Here is a 19035-nt window from a genome sequence, read left to right as displayed (position 1 = left end):
GGACTGGAATAGATCAGCCGACTTTGCGTTCCCGGGCATTGTTGCGCGCGGGGAGTAGGGAAAAGGTCTCCCGCGTGGCGAGAAATTCCGGCCGCGGCGGCTGATTACAGAAAGGGGCAACACAGCGATTACTGACCGCGTTATAGACAAAGAACAGGTTGCTGCGCGGCATGGGGGTAATGTTGCCGTTGGAGCCGTGCATCAGGTTGCAGTCAAACAGCAGTACTGAACCGGCAGGTGCCGCTGTGGACTCCAGGCCAAATTCCTTATGCAGGCTGGCAAGGCTGTGGTTGTCGGGTGTACCCACGGTTTGCTGCTGCAGCGAGTTGCGGTAATACCCCTCAGGGGTTTCGCCGACGCAGCTGACATACTGGCGATGAGATCCCGGCATCACCATAAGGGAGCCATTGAAGTCACTGTTATCGGTGAGCAGGATAGAGGCGCTGAGGGCGCGCATGCGGGGCATCCCGTCCTCTACGTGCCAGGTTTCAAAATCCGAGTGCCAGTAGAACTCGCGGCCATTAAAACCGGGCTTGAAGTTCAGGCGTGACTGATGAATGTAAAGATCATCGTCCAGAATAAAGCGGGCTATGTCCGCAACCCTCGGGTCGGCGGCGACCTGACTGAACAGATCATTGTATTGATGGATCTGGAAAACCGAGCGTAGCGCACCGCTCCCCGGTTCGGTGATGGCGCGTTCAGAGTCAAGCAACGTCTGGTTTTGCTGCATCTGCTGAAGCTCGTTGAGGAAGCGGCTTACCTCAGCACGGCTGAAGACTTCGGGCAAAAGCAGAAAGCCCTTTTCATCGTACTGGTTCAGCTGCTCCTCACTGATGGGCGCTGCACTGAAATCGGTACCGTGAATAACAGGATCCTGACGGTCCAGAATGACCGGCTGAGCGCTGGTTCGGGACGGATAGAGATCCTTGGCTGGCATATTACCTCCTTTTGTCTGGGCACCCGGATAAAGGGAGTGGTCGGCACAGCGAGCCGACAGGGACCGGGTGCTGGCAATAGAAATGTAAAACCCGATGGAAATCTGGGGGTTAATCGGGGATATTTCAACCCGTTAAAGCCACAATTTGTGGGTTGTCAGGCTACGCAGCCAGATGAACATGATCTATAGTAGATTGTTATTCGGAACACACTGACGTTTTCAGTGGGATACATTCAACAGGGGGTTCCGTTGAACCTGAAAGCCAGACTGAGCTTTCTGGCGTTGTTATTGATATTGGCATCGGCTTCAGCAGTTTGGGTAGCGGTACAGACCCTGGCCGAGCGCATTATTACCGAATGGGCGCAACGCTACGTAGAAAAGCAAGTGCTGTACGACAAGGAGCGTGTACTGCAACCGCTACTGCGCGAAATCGTGCTCGCTCGGCAGCTGGCCAGCTCCCCTGCTGTGCTGGACTGGCTGCAAAAACCTGATGATATAGTTATGGAATATCAGGGCCTTAGAGAGCTGGAGCGCTATCGCCAGGCGTTCCGCAATGGCAACTACTTCCTCGCCGTGGCGGCCAACGGCCACTACTACTACAACAATGCTGAAAACGAGTTCGGCTCCGATCAGCTGCGTTATATTCTCAACCAGCGCGAGCCCGGTGACCGCTGGTTCTATGAATTCCTCAAACAGGACCGTGACCTGGTCATCAACGTTAACCCGGATATGCATCTGGGGGTGACAAAGCTGTGGATTGATATCATGTTGCGCGGTCCGGATGGCCAGAGCCTGGGCGTGGCTGGTACGGGTATTAATCTGAGCGGTTTTCTCAATGATTTCGTCGACAGTGGTGAAGAAGGCATCACCACCATGTTCGTCAATCATGATGGCGCAATTCAGCTGTACCGTGACCAGAGCATGATCGACTTTGCCAGCTACACCAAGGGGGCCGAAGAGGGCAATCATCTGGGCAAAATGGTTAACAGTCGTGATCAGGCGCGCCTGCGTGAAGTCATGACCCAGCTGGAAGGTTCATCCCATCAGGTGATGAGCCGTTTTGTCGAGATCGACGGCAAGCGCTATCTGGCGGGGATGGCCTACCTGCCGGAGGTGGATTGGTACGAAATTACCCTCATGGACCTTGAACAGCTGCTGCCGATGAGCCTGTTCAATACCATCCTGCTGGTGTTCTCCATCTGCTTGCTGATTACCATATTGCTGTTCCAGCTGGTGCTGGGACGCTGGATTGTGGAGCCACTGTCAGCACTGGACCGTGCCATTCGCTCCATTCGTCGTGGGGAATACCGGGGCGAGCCGCTCAACATTCATGCATCAGGTGAGGTCGGGCGGTTGGTGCGCGAGTTTGAACTGATGAGTCGGGAGGTGTTCGAGGCCCGTGCCAATCTTGAGTTCAAGGTACAGGAGCGGACCGAAGCCCTGAATCGCTTGAGTCAAACCGATGCTCTCACCGGACTGTTAAATCGGCGTGGCATGGATCAGAAAATTCTGGAGGAACTGAAGCGCTGTGAACGTGAGGCCCGTGCCCTGGGGATCATCTGGATAGACCTGGACTACTTCAAGGAGATCAACGATATCTACGGCCATGCCGTGGGTGATGACGCTTTGGTGCTGGTGTCTCAGGTGCTGCGCTCTGTCCTGCGTGAATACGATGCGGCTGCCCGCTGGGGAGGGGACGAGTTTCTGATTATCCTGCGCGATGCCGAACCCTTAATGATCAGGTCAATCTGCGAGCGTTTGCTCAGAGTGATCCGCAGTCAGGTGCTGGAAAGCCCCAACGGTGCCAAAATATGCATGACCTTCAGTATCGGAGCCTGCCTGGCGCAGAGCTCAGACCCCGAAACCGCCCTGCACCGGGCAGATGCGGCGCTCTATGCCGCCAAGGAAGCCGGACGTAACTGCTACCTCATCGATGGCGAAACCACACCCAGTGGTCAGCAGAAACTTGTGTCTGCTTCACATGATCCCAACCTGCATTAAAATTCGTCGTTCAAGCGGTTAATCAATTCTTCACGGCGGCTCAGCTGGGCCACGGCCTTGTCCCCCAGCTGCCGGGCCGTATGCAGCAGCAGAGTTTCCATCATGAAGACAGTGGCGACCATGCTGTTGGTATACAGCGGGCTGGCATTTTGTGTCAGCAGACTGGCATCGGCCAGCTGCGCCAGGGGCGAGTGATAGCTGTCGGTCAGTGCCAGCAGCGGCAATTTCAGCTCACAGGCCAGTTGCGCCAGTGTCACCGAGTCACGGCTGTAGGGCTCGGACCCGAACATCACCAGCAGGTCACGTGAATCCAGCTCGGCCAGCGTCTGCGCCTGACCCTCGCCGGCAGCGCCAACCACCCCGACACCGCCACGGATCAGCCCCAGCATGTAGTTGAACATGGCAGCCAGCCCATAGGACTGGCGCCGGCCAGCGATGCGTACGCGTTTGGCTTTGACCAGCAAGCGTGCCGCCTTATCCAGTTCGGACTCACTCAGGTGTTCAGCCGTACGTAACAGGTTTTCGGTCTGGCGCTGACAGTGGCTATTGATACGCGAGCTCAGGCTGCTGTTCTGATCGCTGCTGACCAGGGCCGTGGCCTGTTCACTGTAATAGCGCCCAGGTTCGCTGACAGCATGTCGAAACAGCGCCTGGAACTGGACGAAGCCGGTAAACCCCAGCAGCTTGGCCAAGCGGGTCAGTGAGGCAGGGCTGACACCGGTCGCTTCAGCCAGCTCGGTAATGGTGTGAGTGGCGACCAGTTGAGGATCATCCAGCATCAGGCAGAGTGCTACCAAGAGGCGTTTGCCCATGGGCAGGGTGATTTCACCGCGCTTGAGCAGTGAGGGCAGCTTGCGCAGTTGCGACAGGGACTTGGGGGGGAAGCTCACTGGCGTGGACATAAGACCATTTCCATTGTTTTCAATCGCTTTGAAGCGGGTTTTTGCAACTAGCTGAATTAAATGGTTTTTATTTCTTATCTGAGTAAGTGTATCGGATATTTTGAAAATTGCTTTTCATTTTATGTGTCTTGATTGAAAAGATTTTCATAGCGGCGATAGTTACCCCCATAGCCAGCTGCATTGCAGGGCTGTAGCCACTTCCAATCAGGACCCAAAACATGTCTATCGATGAATTCTTACGTCCGATCAACCATTCGGAAACCTTATTGATCAACGAACGCTCCGACTCACTGGAACAGACCCGCCGTGTGTTCCGCTTCGGTTTCGGCCAGTCACCCTTTCCGGTGCCGGCTTCGGTAACCGCCGTGTTGGCCGAGCATGCCGGCGAGAAAGCCTATATGCCGGTACAGGGCTGGCGCCAGTTGCGGGAAGCGGCTGCGGCGTTTCATCGCAGTGCCGATGGTGTTGACTGGCAGCCCGAGCGAGTGCTGGTTGGCCCTGGCAGCAAGCTGCTGATCTACGCCGTGATGGCGGCGTTTACCGAGGCTGAAGTGCTGCTGGTATCGCCCAGCTGGGTGTCTTATGAACCCCAGGCGCGCCTGGCCGGTCACAGCGTTCATCGTTTGCAAACCTCCGCCGAAACCGAATGGCGCCTGACAGCGGAACAGCTGGATGCCTTTTGTGCTCAGCGCGAACAGCCACAGCGTCCGCTTATTCTGGTATTGAACTATCCGGGTAACCCCAGCGGCACGACTTACAGCGAAGCCCAGCTGAAGGCACTGGCCGAGGTGATGCGCCGTCATCAGGTACTGGTGATCAGTGACGAAATCTACGGCATGTTGCATCACCAGGGACAGCATCGCTCGCTGGCACGCTACTACCCGGAGGGCACTCTGGTGACCGGTGGTCTGTCAAAATGGTGTGGTGCCGGTGGCTGGCGCCTGGGTGTTATGCATGTGCCTGAGGCTCTTGCCGGCAACCTGATGCCAAGGCTGTTGGGTGTGGCGTCTGAAACCTGGTCCTGTGTGGCCTCACCGGTACAGCATGCGGCTGCAGTGGCCTATCACTTTGGGCCGGACGTGCAGGCCTACGTCGAAGGCGAGCGCCGTGTCCTCAGTCATATCGGCAATCGCGCTGCCGAGCGTCTGAATAATGCGGGGGTAGCGACTGCCGCACCAGAGGGCGGGTTCTACCTGTTCCCGGATTTTGCCGGCTGGCGTGAACTCTTGGCAGAGCGGGGCATTCATACCTCCGATCAGCTGTGCGAGCGTTTGCTGGAAGAAGCCGGGGTGGCGCTGTTGCCGGGTACGGCATTTGGTATGCCGGCCGATGAGCTGGTGGCACGCCTGTCTTATGTGAACTTTGATGGCGCGGTGGCACTGAATGCCCCGCTTGAAGACCTGGAGGCTATTGCCGCACCGGTTATGGATGGGCTTGACGCCATTCGCGGCTGGCTGGGCGACCGGCAACAGGTTGCGGCCTGATTCCGGTGCCCGCGTGGGCTCAGGCAAGGGTCGCCTGAGCCGAGGCAAGCGCCATCAGGCCTTGCCGATCATACGGCGCAGCACATAGTGCAGAATACCGCCGTGTTGGAAGTAGGCCAGTTCGTTGCCGGTGTCGATCCGGCAGCGAACATCCACCTGCTCCGTACGACCATCCGGATAAGCTATCTCCAGTTTCAGCTCCTGACGCGGGCTCAGCTCCGCCAGCCCCTTGAGGCTGATCTCCTCTTCGCCGGTCAGGCCCAGCGCCTTGCGATCCGTATCGATAAACTCCAGAGGCAGTACGCCCATGCCCAGCAGATTGGAGCGGTGGATGCGCTCAAAAGACTCTGCAATGACGGCGCGTACGCCCAGCAAACGGGTGCCCTTGGCAGCCCAGTCACGTGACGAGCCGGTGCCATATTCGCGCCCGGCAATGACCACCAGCGGACGACCCTCATCCTGATAGCGCATGGCGGCATCATAGATGGCGAGCTGATCGCCACTGGGGTAGTGGCGTGTTTCGCCGCCTTCCACGTTTTCCAGCATTTCGTTGCGGATACGGATATTGGCGAAGGTGCCACGCATCATCACCTCATGGCTGCCACGCCGGGAACCATAGGAGTTGAAATTCTCCGGAGTAACACCCTGATCCTGCAGATAACGACCGGCAGGACTATCCGCCTTGATCGCGCCAGCGGGGGATATATGGTCTGTAGTAACCGAGTCACCCAGCAGGGCCAGTACGCGTGCCTTGTCGATATCTTCGACCGGTTCCGGCTGCGGAGACATGCCACTGAAGAACGGTGGCTGTTGAATATAGGTGGATGTGGGCCAGTCATAGGTGTTGCCGGTAGCCACGTCGATCGCCTGCCAGTCCGCATCGCCGTCAAAGACGGCACCGTACTCCCGGCGGAACATGTCGGTGTTGACCTGCTCCAGAGCGTCGGCAATTTCGCCCTGGCTGGGCCAAAGGTCCTTGAGATAGACCGGCTGGCCGTTACTGTCTTCGCCCAGAGGCTCCTGCGACAGGTCGATATCCACGCGCCCGGCCAGGGCGAAGGCGACGACCAGCGGCGGAGAGGCCAGCCAGTTGGTTTTCACGGCGGGGTGCACGCGGCCTTCAAAGTTGCGGTTGCCCGAGAGCACTGAAGCGACGGTAAGGTCCCGCTCGCGAATGGCTTGCTCGATCGGATCGGGCAGAGGGCCGGAGTTACCGATACAGGTGGTGCAGCCATAGCCGACCAGGTTGAAACCCAGTGCGTCCAGCGACTTATCCAGGCCTGCGGCCTTGAGGTATTCGGTGACCACTTTGGAGCCCGGTGCCAGCGACGTTTTCACCCAGGGTTTGCGTTGCAGGCCTTTTTCGAGCGCTTTCTGTGCCAGCAGGCCGGCGGCCAGCATTACGCCCGGGTTGGAGGTGTTGGTACAGGAGGTGATGGCGGCAATAACCACGGCGCCCTGATCCAGGGTGAAGCGCTGCCCATCCAGTTCAACCTCTGCGGTTTCCGGTGTGTCATTCACCGGTTGGCCTCCTTCGGCTTCCAGCTTGCCTTCGGCGCTGCCGGGAGCCGGTGTCAGGCTGAGCGCCATAAGTTCATCGAAGCGGGATTTGAGATCGCTGAGTGTGACCCTGTCCTGTGGACGTTTGGGGCCTGCCAGTGAGGCTTCGACGCTGCCCAGATCCAGTTCCAGGGTGGTAGTGAACACCGGCTCGTCGCCGGGCTCGCGCCACAGCCCCTGCTCCTTGCAGTAGGCTTCGACCAGCGCGACCTGTTGCTCGTCACGACCGGACAGGCGCAGATATTTCAGGGTTTCTTCATCCACCGGGAAGAAACCACAGGTCGCGCCATACTCGGGTGCCATGTTGGACAGGGTTGCGCGGTCAGCCAGTGGCAGCTGGGCCAGACCATCGCCATAGAACTCAACAAACTTGCCCACCACACCATGCTGGCGCAGCATTTCGGTAACGGTAAGTACGAGGTCGGTGGCGGTGATACCCTCACGCAGGGCGCCGCTTAACTTGAAGCCCACAACCTCGGGAATCAGCATGGAGACGGGCTGACCCAGCATGGCCGCTTCCGCTTCGATGCCACCCACACCCCAGCCCAGAATGCCCAGGGCGTTGATCATGGTGGTATGGGAGTCTGTGCCCACCAGCGTATCGGGGTAGGCCCAGTTTGCGCCGTCAATTTCCTGAGTCCATACGCTTTTGCCCAGGTACTCCAGGTTCACCTGGTGGCAGATCCCGGTACCGGGCGGTACCACGCGGAAGTTGTCGAAGGCTTTCTGGCCCCAGCGCAGGAAAGCATAGCGCTCGCCGTTGCGTTCCATTTCGATCTGGACGTTATCGCGAAAGGCATCGGGGCTGGCGAAGTGGTCCACCATCACCGAGTGGTCGATCACCAGATCCACGGGTGACAGCGGGTTAACCTTCTGCGGATCTTCACCCAGTTCGCTGACTGCGTCGCGCATGGCAGCCAGGTCGGCGACACCGGGGACACCGGTAAAATCCTGCATCAGCACGCGGGCGGGTTGATAGGCAATTTCGCGATCCGAGCGTCCGCCCTGATGTTGCCAGTCTACCAGGGCCTGCAAGTCTTCCGGTTGCACCGCGTCGCTGTCGTGACGGCGCAGCAGGTTTTCCAGCAGAACCTTGAGTGAGCGGGGCAGGCGGTCAACCGACCCCAGCTGCTCAGCGGCCTTGCGCAGGCTGCTGATGCGGTAGTCCTGGTTGCCCACGGTCAGGGTGTGCGTTGTGTCCACTAGCCTCATGTCGAGCCTCTCCTGAGTTGTACGCAGAAAATTCAGAGTAGCCTACTCTGATGACCTTGGGACGACAGAACGATACTTCAACCCCTGCAGGTCCAGAGTATGGGTATCAGTCCTTGCCGCCAGCATGCTTTTGCGCCAGCTCCGACCAATCCGCCAGTTGCTGCTGTACCAGCCCGTTCACGGTGCTTGGCGCATAGCGACCGCCGGCATCCGCCTTGCCGGCAGGGCGGTCGAACAGCAACTCGATCAGTTCATCCAGTATCGCAACTGCATGGATCTGGAAGTGGCCTTCCCGGCAGGCGTTGACCACCGCCTCACTCAAAATCAGGTGCGGTATATTGGCTGCAGGAATGACCACGCCTTGTTCACCATCCAGCCCTCGGCTTTGGCAGAGCTCGAAAAAGCCTTCGATTTTTTCGTTAACGCCGCCAATGGCCTGAATATCGCCCTGCTGGTTGATGGAGCCGGTAACGGCCAGGCTTTGCTTGATCGGTAGCTGGGCGATGGCTGATATCAGGGTGCAGAACTCGATAGCGGAGGCGCTGTCACCGTCAACCGGTCCATAGGATTGCTCAAACACCAGACTCGCATTCAGAGACAGAGGACGGTTGCGGGCGTAGCGAGCCCCGATACAGGCACCCAGAATCATGACCCCCTTGGTATGAATGGCACCGCCAAGCTTGGTTTCGCGTTCGATATCCAGCATGCGGCCATTGCCTATGCGAGCGGTGGCGGAGATCCGGCTTGGTTTGCCAAAACGCTGGTCGCCCAGCTGGAATACCGACAGGCCGTTGGCGCGCCCGACTTCCTTGCCCTGGGTGTCGACCATCTGCAAGCCGCGTTCGATCTGCTCTTGCATCAGCTCGGACAGCTGGCTGCTGCGATAGCGTTGTTGGGCAATTGCCTTTTCCACATGGGCTCGATTGGCCTGTGAGTCCCCCTGACGCAGGGCCCAGAAGCTGGACTCACGCAGCAGATCGATCAGCTGGCCACGGTGAAGTGACAGCTTCTCGCTGTCATCCATGCGTCTGGAACTGTACTCGATCAGGGTTTCCAGTCCGGAGCGATCAAAGTGGGTCAGTCCTTCCTCACGCACCAACATGCTAACCAGTCCCAGATAGGCGCTCAGATTATCGCGGATTCGATCAAAGCCCTCGGCAAAATCGGCATAGACCTTGAACAGGGAGGTGAACTCGGGATCGTACTGCTTGAGCAGGTAGTAGAGGCGCCGGTCTCCAATCAGAATAACGCGGGTATCCAGTGGCACGGGTTCAGGGTCCAGGGCACGGGTGCCGCTGACACCGTAAATTTTCTCCAGTGAATCCAATCGCACCTCTCGGTTGCGCAGGGCACGTTTGAGGCCCTCCCAGGCAAAGGGGTAGCTGAGCAGTTTCTGTGCATCAACGATGAGGTAGCCGCCATTGGCACGGTGCAGGGCGCCGGGCTGAATCAGGCTGAAGTCCGTGCTCAGGGTGCCGAAGTGGGCTTCGTACTCCACCCGTCCGACCAGATTCTGATAACTGGGGATATCTTCATGAATCACCGGTGCGCCGTCGGTTTCATGGTGTCCTACCAGCACATTGATCTGGTAGCGACGAAACTTGGCAGAGCGTGCACGCTTGTGCAGCGGGGCACGTTCTTCCTCTTCGCTGGGGAAAAAGTCGTCCACATTCTCGATCAGATCCTGGTGCAGGGCATCGAGAAAATGGAAGGTGGCGCTGTGTTCGCCATATTTCTGACGCAGGTTGTTGAGGGCCGGGTCGATGACGCCCCGAGTGGTTTCCTGCTCAAGATCGCGAATGCGTGCCTGGTGCTGTTGGTGCAGGCGGGGCACTTCGTGAACCAGCTCCGTCAACTCCTCGTTAAGGCTTTCCAGCTTCTCCTTGATGCGATTTTGCTCGGCCTCGGGCAGTTCACTGAACTGGTCCGGGGTCATCAGTTTGCCATCTTTTATCGGTCCGAGCGTGTAGCCGCCGGGGGTACGCATGAGGGTAATGCCGGACTCTCGGGCGGTCTTGCCCAGTGCCTTGAAGCCGGCTTCTTCCAAGTGCTGAAACTCATCATTCAGCGCCTGCAGCTGGTTGCGGTACTCCTCGCTTTTGAACTGGGCGGGGATGCGCAGTAGCAGTACTTCGATCAGGCGGCGCAGGTCTTCATGCAGTTGCTGCCCGGTACCACGCGGTAAAATGAGTGTGCGTGGCTGGCTCGGGTTGTCGAAGTTGTGGATATAGCAGTAGTCCGAGGGGACCTCGCCGCTGGCGGCTTCGGCGCTGATGATGCGCGAGACCAGTTCACGCTTGCCAAGCCCGGTTGAGCCACTGACAAACAGGTTGTAGCCACTATGGTCCATGCCGATGGCGAACTGGATGGCATCCACTGCCCGCTCCTGTCCCAGCGCGGAGTAATCCGGTGTGATATCAGCCGATGAATCTATGCCCAGTTCGCTCAGATCACAGGGGTGACGCAGGTGTTCGGGGCTCAGCAGCGTTGTCATGTCCATCTCCTCCCGCTCAGGTCAGGAATAAGGTTAGCAAAGCCAGCGCGACGGCCAGCACCAACCCCGGCCAGAGCCGTTTACACAGTGCCCAGTGGCCGGCAAAAAAGGCCAGGCCACCCTTGACCAGGGTGTTGGTGATCGCTGCCAGAGTGATACCGGTGACCGCTGTATCCTGGCTGATGGTGTCACGTGCCATCCGCGCCAGCGTCAGGGTGATGGCATCTACATCGGTGAGCCCGGCCACAATCGCGACCAGCCATAACCCCTGCTCGCCCATATGTGCCTTGATGCCGTGGGAGATCAACATGATCAGTGCCAGCAGAAAGCCGAACTGCAGCGCCGGCATCAGCTGGAAGGGCTCGGTGATAAGTTGAGAGGTATCCAGGTTGCCGAAGGGCTCCCGGGTGCGCCACAGCCATACTGCGCCGGCGGCACAGCCCAGTGCCATGGCACCCATAGGCAACCAGAGGGCGTCCAGCAGGGCGGCATTGACCACTGCCACTTCCAGCAGAATACGCGGATACATGATGGTGGCGGCCAGCAGAATGCCGCAGGCCAGCAGACGTGGCAGCGGCAGGCGGCTGGTCATGCGGGCCAGACTTAGAGTCAATGCGGTGCTGGATGCCAATCCGCCCAGCAGGCTGGTGATAATCACGCCCTTGTCCGGCCCGGCCAGGCGCATGGCGAAGTAGGCGGCCAGGCTGATGCCGGCAATCAGGACTACGAGAAGCCAGATCTCATAGGGGTTAAGCGCATCCCAGGGGCCGTAGGTTTCATTGGGCAATACCGGCAGCAGGACAGCGGAAATAAGTGCCAGTTGCAGAATGCCACGGATCTCATGATCGCTCAGGTGCTCCAGAGCGCGATGCAGAGCCTGCTTGAAATGCAGCACTATTGTAGTGAGGACCGCGATGGCCACAGGCAGACTGAGGTCGGTCAGTACGGTCATGGCACCTAACAGGTAAGTCACGATACCGGCAACGACAGTGGTGATGCCGAAGTCCTGATCGTCGCGGGAGTCGAGCCAGTGCGCCAGTCCCAACAACAGGGCGGCCGCAATACCGATACCGATGGTAATGCCGGGCCCCAGCGGTTCAGCCAGCAGTGCGGCCATGGCACCGCTGAGGGCCAGCAAGCCAAAGGTGCGTATTCCACCGATGCGACCACCAGCGCGGGTGTGACGTTCATGCCAGCCACGCTGAAGACCGATCAGCATGCCCAGCGCCAATGCTACCAACACTAAAAACAGAGGTTCTTGAGCCATATCGCCTCCTGCTGAAGCTCTAGTCTCAGCCTAACAGATTTTGCTGCTGTTGGGCCGGAGGCAATGCTTTGCTATTGATATAGACCATTGATGTGATTTGAAGGCAGGGGCAAGTAATAATAGGAAATGGGTACAGCATGAAAATCAGAAAAAGCGGTATTTTTTGAAACTTAAAGAAGATTTTTTGTTTCTTTTTAAAGTCGATTTTATTTTTGATAAAAAACATCTTTAATTATAAAATTTGCCTTTGACACGAAAACCTTTTCTTTTCGTCAATTCAAACACTCAATTCATTTTTACTCTTATCTTTTAGCCGTGCATGGATGCACTCGCTATAGCCTGTTTTATCTATGAGCAATTGACATGAAACCAAAGAAGGAAATAACCTTTTTAATTGAAGGGTTATCGGAGGAAGACAAGGAAAAGTTGCTTTCAGTTCTGGTACTGGCTGAAGTAAGGCTTGATGCCAGCTGGATGTATCTGGAACAGGCAGATAGTGCAGATGTTTGTTTTTCCGGTGGAAGTGTAGATCAAAAGCCGAACATACAAGCGCATGCCTGGGTTCTTTACGGCAAGGCGGAAAGCACAGAGGTTTTTCCCAGGCAAGGAAGTGAATTGTTTTGCCTTCGTGTCGACAGCAACAACGTTCCTTTTATTTCTGACTTGATTTGTGTTTTGAATCAGGTGTTTACATGGGTAGAGCGTGTCTCGGAACAGGATTCTGTTGAGCCAGAGCCAGAGCCAGAGCCAGAGCCAGAGCCAGAGCCAGAGCCAGAGCCAGAGCCAGAGCCAGAGCCAGAGCCAGAGCCAGAGCCAGAGCCGAGGTCTGAAGTAAACGCATCTGAGCCACAGATGGTGATTCCTGACGCCAGTCTTATTCCGACGCTCATGCCGGTTGACGACGACAGCTTACCCGCTGCCGAAAACCCAGCAGCCACCAGGATAGTTGATGAATCCAGGGGCAGTAACAGCAAGTTGCCTTGGCTTGATGCGATTACTCATTATCTGCACTCACTCGATGCTGATGCCGAATACTGCAAAATAGTGTTGCAGTCTGGCGATATTTTAATGATTGATTTTAATCAAGAGCGCTATTACTCAAGTGTCGAAGTTGAAAGTTTTATTTCGAAAGGAAGAGACAATAAGGTTTCCTGTTTTTCAGTTCAGGATAAACATGAATTTAAAACAGGTGTAAGCAAGCAGGGGTATATCGAGAGGCCGCTGAGTAATCTGAAATGGTTTCTTGCACTCTACTCCAATGTGGGCAGTCTGGATATAGATGCAGAAAGCGATGCCTATGTCCTTGGAGCCTGGCCCGGGAACGAACTCCCCGGGCTTCACCGTGACCATTTGAAGTTGGCGGCATTTATGCGTGCCAAAAGAGCTTCCCTGTCAGAAATAGCAGCGGAAACGGGAATCGCCATTGGCCAAATCACCTCCTTTGTCGAAGCCTGCCACCATGAAGGGTTACTGCTTGATGAGCCTGAATTGGAGACGCTGCAAGAGCTGGCGCCCGAAAAGCCCAAAGGTCTTTGGGGGCGCCTGTTACACAAAATCAGGGGGTAAGGGAATTACCACCCTGAGTCCATAATGTTGAGTCGGAAATACTATGTCTAAGCTGGATGACCTGTTACAGAATATTGTGAATGATGTGGATGGTGCTCTGGGGTGCGCTGTCGTTGATTTGGAAAGTGGATTGCTGTTGTCAGTTGCGCACAACGTTCCTTACTTTACTTCTTCCTATCTCGAAGCCGTGGCGGCAGCTGCTGTTGATATGATGCGTGGGCGTAATGTGCGAGCGGTAGAGTCGCTTCTGTCCAATCAGCGTGGCCAACCGGTTCGCCATATGATTCAGGAAGTGCAAATGAGCACGGAGAGAACCTACCACTTTATGGCTGTTGTGCCCGAGAAGCCCAATTCTCTGGTTGTGCTGATCACCAGCCGAAATACCAACCTGGGTATGGGCTGGTCAGCCGTTCGAATTAACCTGCCGCATATTGCAGAGTATTGCCCGTCCTGATCAATCCTTACCCCTTCACCAGGAGCAGCCCGGATGGCTGCTCTTTTTGGTTTTTGAAAAAATGGGACTGATGTGAAAAAAAAACTGAAAATTATCGGTGCGCTAGAGGGGCGGGCAGGCTTTGGACCTGCACAGATTAGTGATGCCATCAAGCAGGGTTCGACAGCACTGGCGCATAACAGCGAGTTCACGGGGCGCCCCGAAACCAATATCTATGCGAATCGTGACACTGTGGTCAAAATTCGCCGGGATCTGAAATTGACGGCGGCGCAGGCCGATCCCTGGTTGGGCAAGGTGCTGGAACGGGAGCGCCAATTGGGGGTGTACCACCCTGAGAAGACCTGGTTTTACATCTATATAGAACGCGACGGCGCCATCGATCTTTCTGAAGAGGTGCTGATCGGAAATATTACGCCCAGGCTGCGTCCCTTGCACAAGCTGCTGGAAGTTCGGCCTGATACAGAAAATGCGCGTCGTGTTTTACTGCGACAAATGACGTCCATGTTTGAGATGTACCTGCAGACGGCCGAGCGTTGCCAGCTCAAGCTTGATGAAGGCCTGTCCAACTTCGCGCTGGATGCAAATGATCGTCTGTTCTACGTCGACGATGAAACCTACCCCTGGGACAAGTTCATTTCCTTCTCGGTGATGCTGGGGGTCATGATCCGTAAACTGGAGTGGCTGGACCGTGACTTTGCCCGTACCCTTGCAACAGAACTTGGGCAGCAGGTTGATCATATTTTCGGTGATCTTAACTACAGAGCCAGTATCGCCTACCAGCTCCGTTCAGCCTTTATGCCTGCAGGCAAAAAGCGTGATATTGCCAATCTTATTTGTGCCACGCTGAATGCGCCTGGCAAGCTCTCTGATTGCACACTGGGTAAGGTTCATGAGCCCGCTTCCAGTGCTCCAGCAGTTGCTGTGACATCGGCAGACACTCCCGCAGATGTATCCCGGCCGGCAGCCAGTGTGCAGGGAACTGATCCATTTTCGACCCGGAGTTCTGCTTGCCAGAGCAAACAAGATTTGATTAATCAGCAACCGTTGGCTGTGTTGGCTGATATTCATGCCAACCTGCCGGCGCTAAGTGCTGTGCTCGAGTGGTTGGAGCAAAACGATGTTTCTCAAGGAATCGTGCTGGGTGATCTGGTTGGTTACGGGCCTGATGCCAGAGAGGTTGTGGAGTTGATGAGGGCATCCAATTTCCACATCATCAAGGGCAATCATGATCACTGCATTGCACTGGGAGCTTATGAGCGAGGCCTGTCCAAGCACGCACGCCATGTGGCTGAATGGACGAATGCACAGTTATCCGAGGAGCAGTTGGGATGGCTCAAGGCGTTGCCTCCGGTGCTGGATAATGATGACTGGATGGCAGTCCACGGAGCGCCCCTGGACCCGGAGTTTTTTTACGGTTATGTCTATGAAATGACCTACCGGGAAAATCTGGACAAGCTGACAGCTCTGAACCGCCGTCTCTGTTTCCACGGCCATTCCCATATGCCGGGGCTGTATGGGCGTGATCTGGAGGGGCAGGATCGTCACAGGGTGGGTGAGGTGATTTCTCTGGAAAGCTTTGCCCAGTGTCTGGTCTGTCCGGGGTCTATCGGACAGTCTCGTAATGGCACTCCGCAGGCACAGTTTGCACTCTATGATCCGGTGAAAAACGAAGTCAGTTTCAAATCTCTGCCCTATGACTATGAACCGGTAGTGGAGCGAATGAAGGCAGAAGCATTTCCAGCTGAGCTTTACCGGCGTTTGGCTAAAGGCGTCTGAGTACTGGATAAAAAAGGCGCCCGTAAAGGGCGCCATAAGGGCTTAGAGCATCGGAAAAATCTTACATCTGTCCGCTTTGTTCATAGCGCTGGTGCCAGCTCAGCGCTTCTTCCAACAGATGCGGGGTATGCATGCCGCGACCCGAGTGCAATGCACGTTCGTAGTAGTCGATCAGCGCAGGGCGGAAGTCCGGATGGGCGCAGTTGTTAATGATTTCATGGGCGCGCTGGCGCGGTGACAGGCCGCGCAGGTCCGCAAGGCCCTGTTCGGTGACGATGATCTTCACGTCGTGCTCGGTGTGATCAACGTGTGACACCATCGGCACGATCGCCGAGATAGCACCATCCTTTGCGGTCGACGGCGATACGAAGATCGACAGGTAACCGTTACGGGCGAAGTCGCCGGAACCGCCGATGCCGTTCATCATGCGGGTACCCATGATGTGGGTAGAGTTCACGTTGCCGTAGAGGTCGCATTCGATCAGGCCGTTCATGGCGATCACACCCAGACGACGGGCCAGTTCCGGGTGGTTGGAGATGTCCTGCTGACGCAGAATGATCTTGTCCCGGTAAAAGTCGATGTTGTCGTCGAACTCCTGGATGCCGTCCGGGCTCAGGGAGAAGGCTGTAGCGGATGCAACCTTCAGGGTGCCGGACTTGAGCATCTTCAGCATGCCGTCCTGAATCACCTCGGTGAAGGCGGTCAGGTTCTTGTAAGGGCCGGCATCCAGACCTTCCAGCACCGCGTTGGGGATGTTGCCCACCCCTGATTGAATGGGCAGCAGCTCTTTCGGCAGGCGGCCCAGTTCGATCTCCTTGTTGAAGAACTCGAGGATATGCCCGGCGATCTTTTTTGAAACTTCATCGCTGGGCTTGAACGGCGAGTTGCGGTCAGGCGCTGCTGTTTCGACTACGGCGATCACTTTCTCCGGCGGGCAGGCCAGGTACTGCTCGCCGATACGGTCTGCCGGATCGGTCAGCATGATCGGTTTGCGGTTCGGCGGCAGCGCGGTACCGTAGTACACGTCGTGCATGCCTTCCAGCTTGGCATTCTGCCTGGAGTTGACCTCCAGAATGATCTTGTCCGCCTGCTCAATCCAGGTCTTGTTGTTACCGATAGAGGAGGAGGGGATCAGGCTGCCGTCTTCACGGATGCCGGCCACTTCGATCAGGGCGATATCCATCTTGCCGAGGAAGCCGGACCAGGCGTACTGGGACACCTCGGAAAGGTGGTAATCAACATAATCCATGGTGCCATCATTGATACGGTTGCGGCAGATGGGGTCGCTCTGGAACGGCAGGCGCATCTCGATGCCATCAACTTCGGCCAGCACACCATCCAGCTCGGGCGCCGTGGAGGCCCCTGTCCACACATTGATACGAAACGGCTTGGCATTGGGCTGACTGTTCAGCTGTCGAATGCGTTGCGCCAGAGCGCCCGGGACGGCTTTGGGGTAGCCGGCACCGGTGAAACCGCTCATACCTACATTGGCACCTGCCGGAATCAGCTCGGCAGCCTGTTCGGCGCTCATAATGCGTTGTTGCAGGACAGGGCAGAGGATTCTTGAGTGATCAGACATAGGGACTCTCACGCCAGATTGTTGACAATTATATTTATGGCCTGGGTTCGCATTTTTGCGCAGGGTATAAAGATTGGCCGTATTACAGGTTATGCAGGCGTATTTTACGAGCAGGACTTTAACTAGCTGTAGTTCTTTAGTCTAGTTTTATGAATAAATTGTAGACATTGTTGCGGGTTTGTGGAAACTGAGTTGCATTATGCGCAACTCTAATCTGCTATAAGGCGGCGTTCAGGTTGTCGCCGATTCAGGGGTGGCAGACCAACGTGCAGGCACAAAAAAACGGGCCTTGAGGCCCGTTTTTAATGGATAAACGCGTACTCAGTCGTTATCTGGTTTTGGCTTGCGCTTCATCATCGGCATGGAGCCATCGCCCAGACTGGGGCCTTTGGGCACTGGGCTGGCGCCGCTACTGCCCCGGCGCTTGCCGACCTGTTTGCGGTCGCGTTCGCGCACCTTGCCGCTGCTCTTCTTGGCGCCTTTGGCGTCAGTTTTCTTTTTCTTGGTACCGGCGGCCTTGCCAGAGGCTTTCACCTTCTTGGGTCCCTTGTAGCTGCCTTCCAGTCCTTTCAGTGTGCGCCGCTCAAACTGGAGCTTGAGGTACCGTTCGATGCTGGACATCAGATTCCACTCGGTGTGTGAAATCAGGCAGACCGCCAGGCCTTCACGTGATTGGCGACCGGTGCGGCCCACTCGGTGAACATGTTCGTCACCCTTGCGTGCCATATCAAAGTTGATCACCAGGTCCAGGCCTTCAATATCCAGACCGCGCGCCGCCACGTCCGTTGCTACCAGAACATTGATTTTGCCGCTGCGCATCAGTCCCATGACATGCTTGCGCTCATCCTGGGTCATTTCACCATGCAGTACGCCGGAGCGGCGGTGCTGGCGTTGCAGGCTTTTGGCCAGCCACTGCGCCTTGTCGCGTGTATTGGTAAAAATGATCGCCTTGTCGTACTGCTCGTTGGCCAGCAGCCACTCCATCAGGCGTTCCTTGTGCTTGTCATCATCCGCCAGAATGATCTGCTGGCGAATGGACGCCTGGGCATCCTGAGGCGTGTGAAGCAGAAGCTCTTTAGGGTCCTTGAGTACCTGCGGCAGCAGCTCCCGCACGCCGCGGTGAGTCAGTGTGGCAGAAAAGACCATGGACTGGCGTTGAGGGCGGCAGATATCAACAATGGCCATCACCTCGTCACGGAAACCCATGTCCAGCATGCGGTCGGCTTCATCCAGTACCAGATATTCGAGATCATCAAGGTCCAGTGTCTGGCGCTCCAGGTGCTCGGCCAGACGGCCCGGCGTGGCTACCAGCACTTCCGGATTCTTGCGCATCTCGGCAGCCTGCTCCTTGAAGCCGGTGCCGCCGCAGACGGTCATGACGTTGACGCGGGTAAAGGCGGCGAGATCCTTTACCGACTGGCAGACCTGTTCTGCAAGCTCTCGTGTTGGCGTCAGGATTAGGCCGCGGGTACCCGTGTTGGGCGAGGGGGTATCCAGAAAGTGTTGCAGCATCGGCGCTACGAACGCCAGCGTCTTGCCACTGCCTGTCTCGGCACCGACGATCAGGTCATGTCCGGCCAGGGCTTCGGGCAGGGTTTCCAGCTGTACGGGAGTCGGCTGGGTGAACCCCAATTTATCGATCGCCTTGAGCAGGCGTTCATGTAGCATCAGTTCTGCAAACACGTTGAAATCTCGCATGGACATTAGACTGCGAATCCTAGCAAATTACGGGGCGCTTGAGGATGCGAAATGATCGCTGGCTGTCAGGCCCCGCCGCATATCGCTTCGGCAGGGCTGTGCGGA

12 protein-coding genes are annotated in these 19035 nt (G+C 56.7%); 5 read left to right on the top strand and 7 right to left on the bottom strand.

Annotated features, from left to right (window positions below; all coding sequences use genetic code 11):
* Positions 1-13 precede the first annotated feature (13 nt).
* Entirely contained in the window at positions 14-937 is a 924-nt protein-coding gene (thpD, locus tag BW956_RS14185) for an ectoine hydroxylase (protein ID WP_076463371.1), read from the bottom strand.
* Between the two features lie 249 nt (positions 938-1186).
* Here thpD and BW956_RS14180 point away from each other — a divergent pair, with 249 nt between their 5' ends.
* Entirely contained in the window at positions 1187-2938 is a 1752-nt protein-coding gene (locus tag BW956_RS14180) for a sensor domain-containing diguanylate cyclase (protein ID WP_076463368.1), read from the top strand.
* On the opposite strand, the gene BW956_RS14175 is transcribed toward BW956_RS14180, so the two are convergent.
* The gene (locus BW956_RS14175; protein WP_076463366.1) at positions 2935-3840 is read right to left on the bottom strand and encodes a MurR/RpiR family transcriptional regulator; all 906 of its coding nucleotides are present in this window, start codon (positions 3838-3840) and stop codon (positions 2935-2937) included. The two genes, BW956_RS14180 and BW956_RS14175, sit on opposite strands and share 4 nt — an antisense overlap.
* 218 nt (positions 3841-4058) lie before the next feature.
* On the opposite strand from BW956_RS14175, the gene BW956_RS14170 reads away from it, so the two are divergent.
* Complete coding sequence (locus tag BW956_RS14170; protein ID WP_076463365.1) at positions 4059-5324, top strand: pyridoxal phosphate-dependent aminotransferase; 1266 nt, start codon at positions 4059-4061, stop codon at positions 5322-5324.
* A gap of 54 nt (positions 5325-5378) precedes the next feature.
* Here the strand turns inward: BW956_RS14170 and acnA are convergent, their stop codons facing one another.
* The 3 genes from acnA to BW956_RS14155 form a co-directional block, all read right to left on the bottom strand.
* Positions 5379-8096: an aconitate hydratase AcnA gene (acnA, locus tag BW956_RS14165; RefSeq protein ID WP_076463362.1), complete on the bottom strand. Its 2718-nt coding sequence runs from the start codon at positions 8094-8096 to the stop codon at positions 5379-5381.
* A gap of 106 nt (positions 8097-8202) precedes the next feature.
* Positions 8203-10590, bottom strand: a complete 2388-nt coding sequence (locus BW956_RS14160) for a Lon protease family protein (RefSeq protein WP_076463359.1) — start codon at positions 10588-10590, stop codon at positions 8203-8205.
* Between the two features lie 16 nt (positions 10591-10606).
* Positions 10607-11857 (bottom strand): MgtC/SapB family protein, encoded by a 1251-nt coding sequence (locus tag BW956_RS14155; protein ID WP_010322625.1) that lies wholly within the window; start codon positions 11855-11857, stop codon positions 10607-10609.
* A 363-nt stretch (positions 11858-12220) separates the two neighbouring features.
* Here BW956_RS14155 and BW956_RS22475 point away from each other — a divergent pair, with 363 nt between their 5' ends.
* The 3 genes from BW956_RS22475 (at position 12221) to BW956_RS14135 (ending at position 15653) form a co-directional block, all read left to right on the top strand.
* The gene (locus tag BW956_RS22475; protein ID WP_076463353.1) at positions 12221-13423 is read left to right on the top strand and encodes a hypothetical protein; all 1203 of its coding nucleotides are present in this window, start codon (positions 12221-12223) and stop codon (positions 13421-13423) included.
* A gap of 43 nt (positions 13424-13466) precedes the next feature.
* Positions 13467-13877, top strand: coding sequence for a hypothetical protein (locus BW956_RS14140; RefSeq protein ID WP_076463348.1), 411 nt, complete (start codon positions 13467-13469; stop codon positions 13875-13877).
* 72 nt (positions 13878-13949) lie between these two features.
* On the top strand, positions 13950-15653 hold the full coding sequence (locus BW956_RS14135; RefSeq protein ID WP_076463346.1) for a metallophosphoesterase family protein: 1704 nt from the start codon (positions 13950-13952) through the stop codon (positions 15651-15653).
* A gap of 61 nt (positions 15654-15714) precedes the next feature.
* On the opposite strand, the gene BW956_RS14130 is transcribed toward BW956_RS14135, so the two are convergent.
* Together BW956_RS14130 and BW956_RS14125 are read right to left on the bottom strand one after the other, a co-directional pair.
* Entirely contained in the window at positions 15715-17232 is a 1518-nt protein-coding gene (locus tag BW956_RS14130; protein ID WP_076463343.1) for an acetyl-CoA hydrolase/transferase family protein, read from the bottom strand.
* Positions 17233-17553: 321 nt separating this feature from the next.
* On the bottom strand, positions 17554-18936 hold the full coding sequence (locus BW956_RS14125; protein ID WP_217695134.1) for a DEAD/DEAH box helicase: 1383 nt from the start codon (positions 18934-18936) through the stop codon (positions 17554-17556).
* Positions 18937-19035 lie beyond the last annotated feature (99 nt).

Origin of the sequence: Marinobacterium stanieri (assembly GCF_900155945.1) — a bacterium.
In the GTDB taxonomy this organism is placed as follows: Bacteria; Pseudomonadota; Gammaproteobacteria; order Pseudomonadales; family Balneatricaceae; genus Marinobacterium; species Marinobacterium stanieri.
This window is presented reverse-complemented; position numbering and strand designations above follow the sequence as displayed.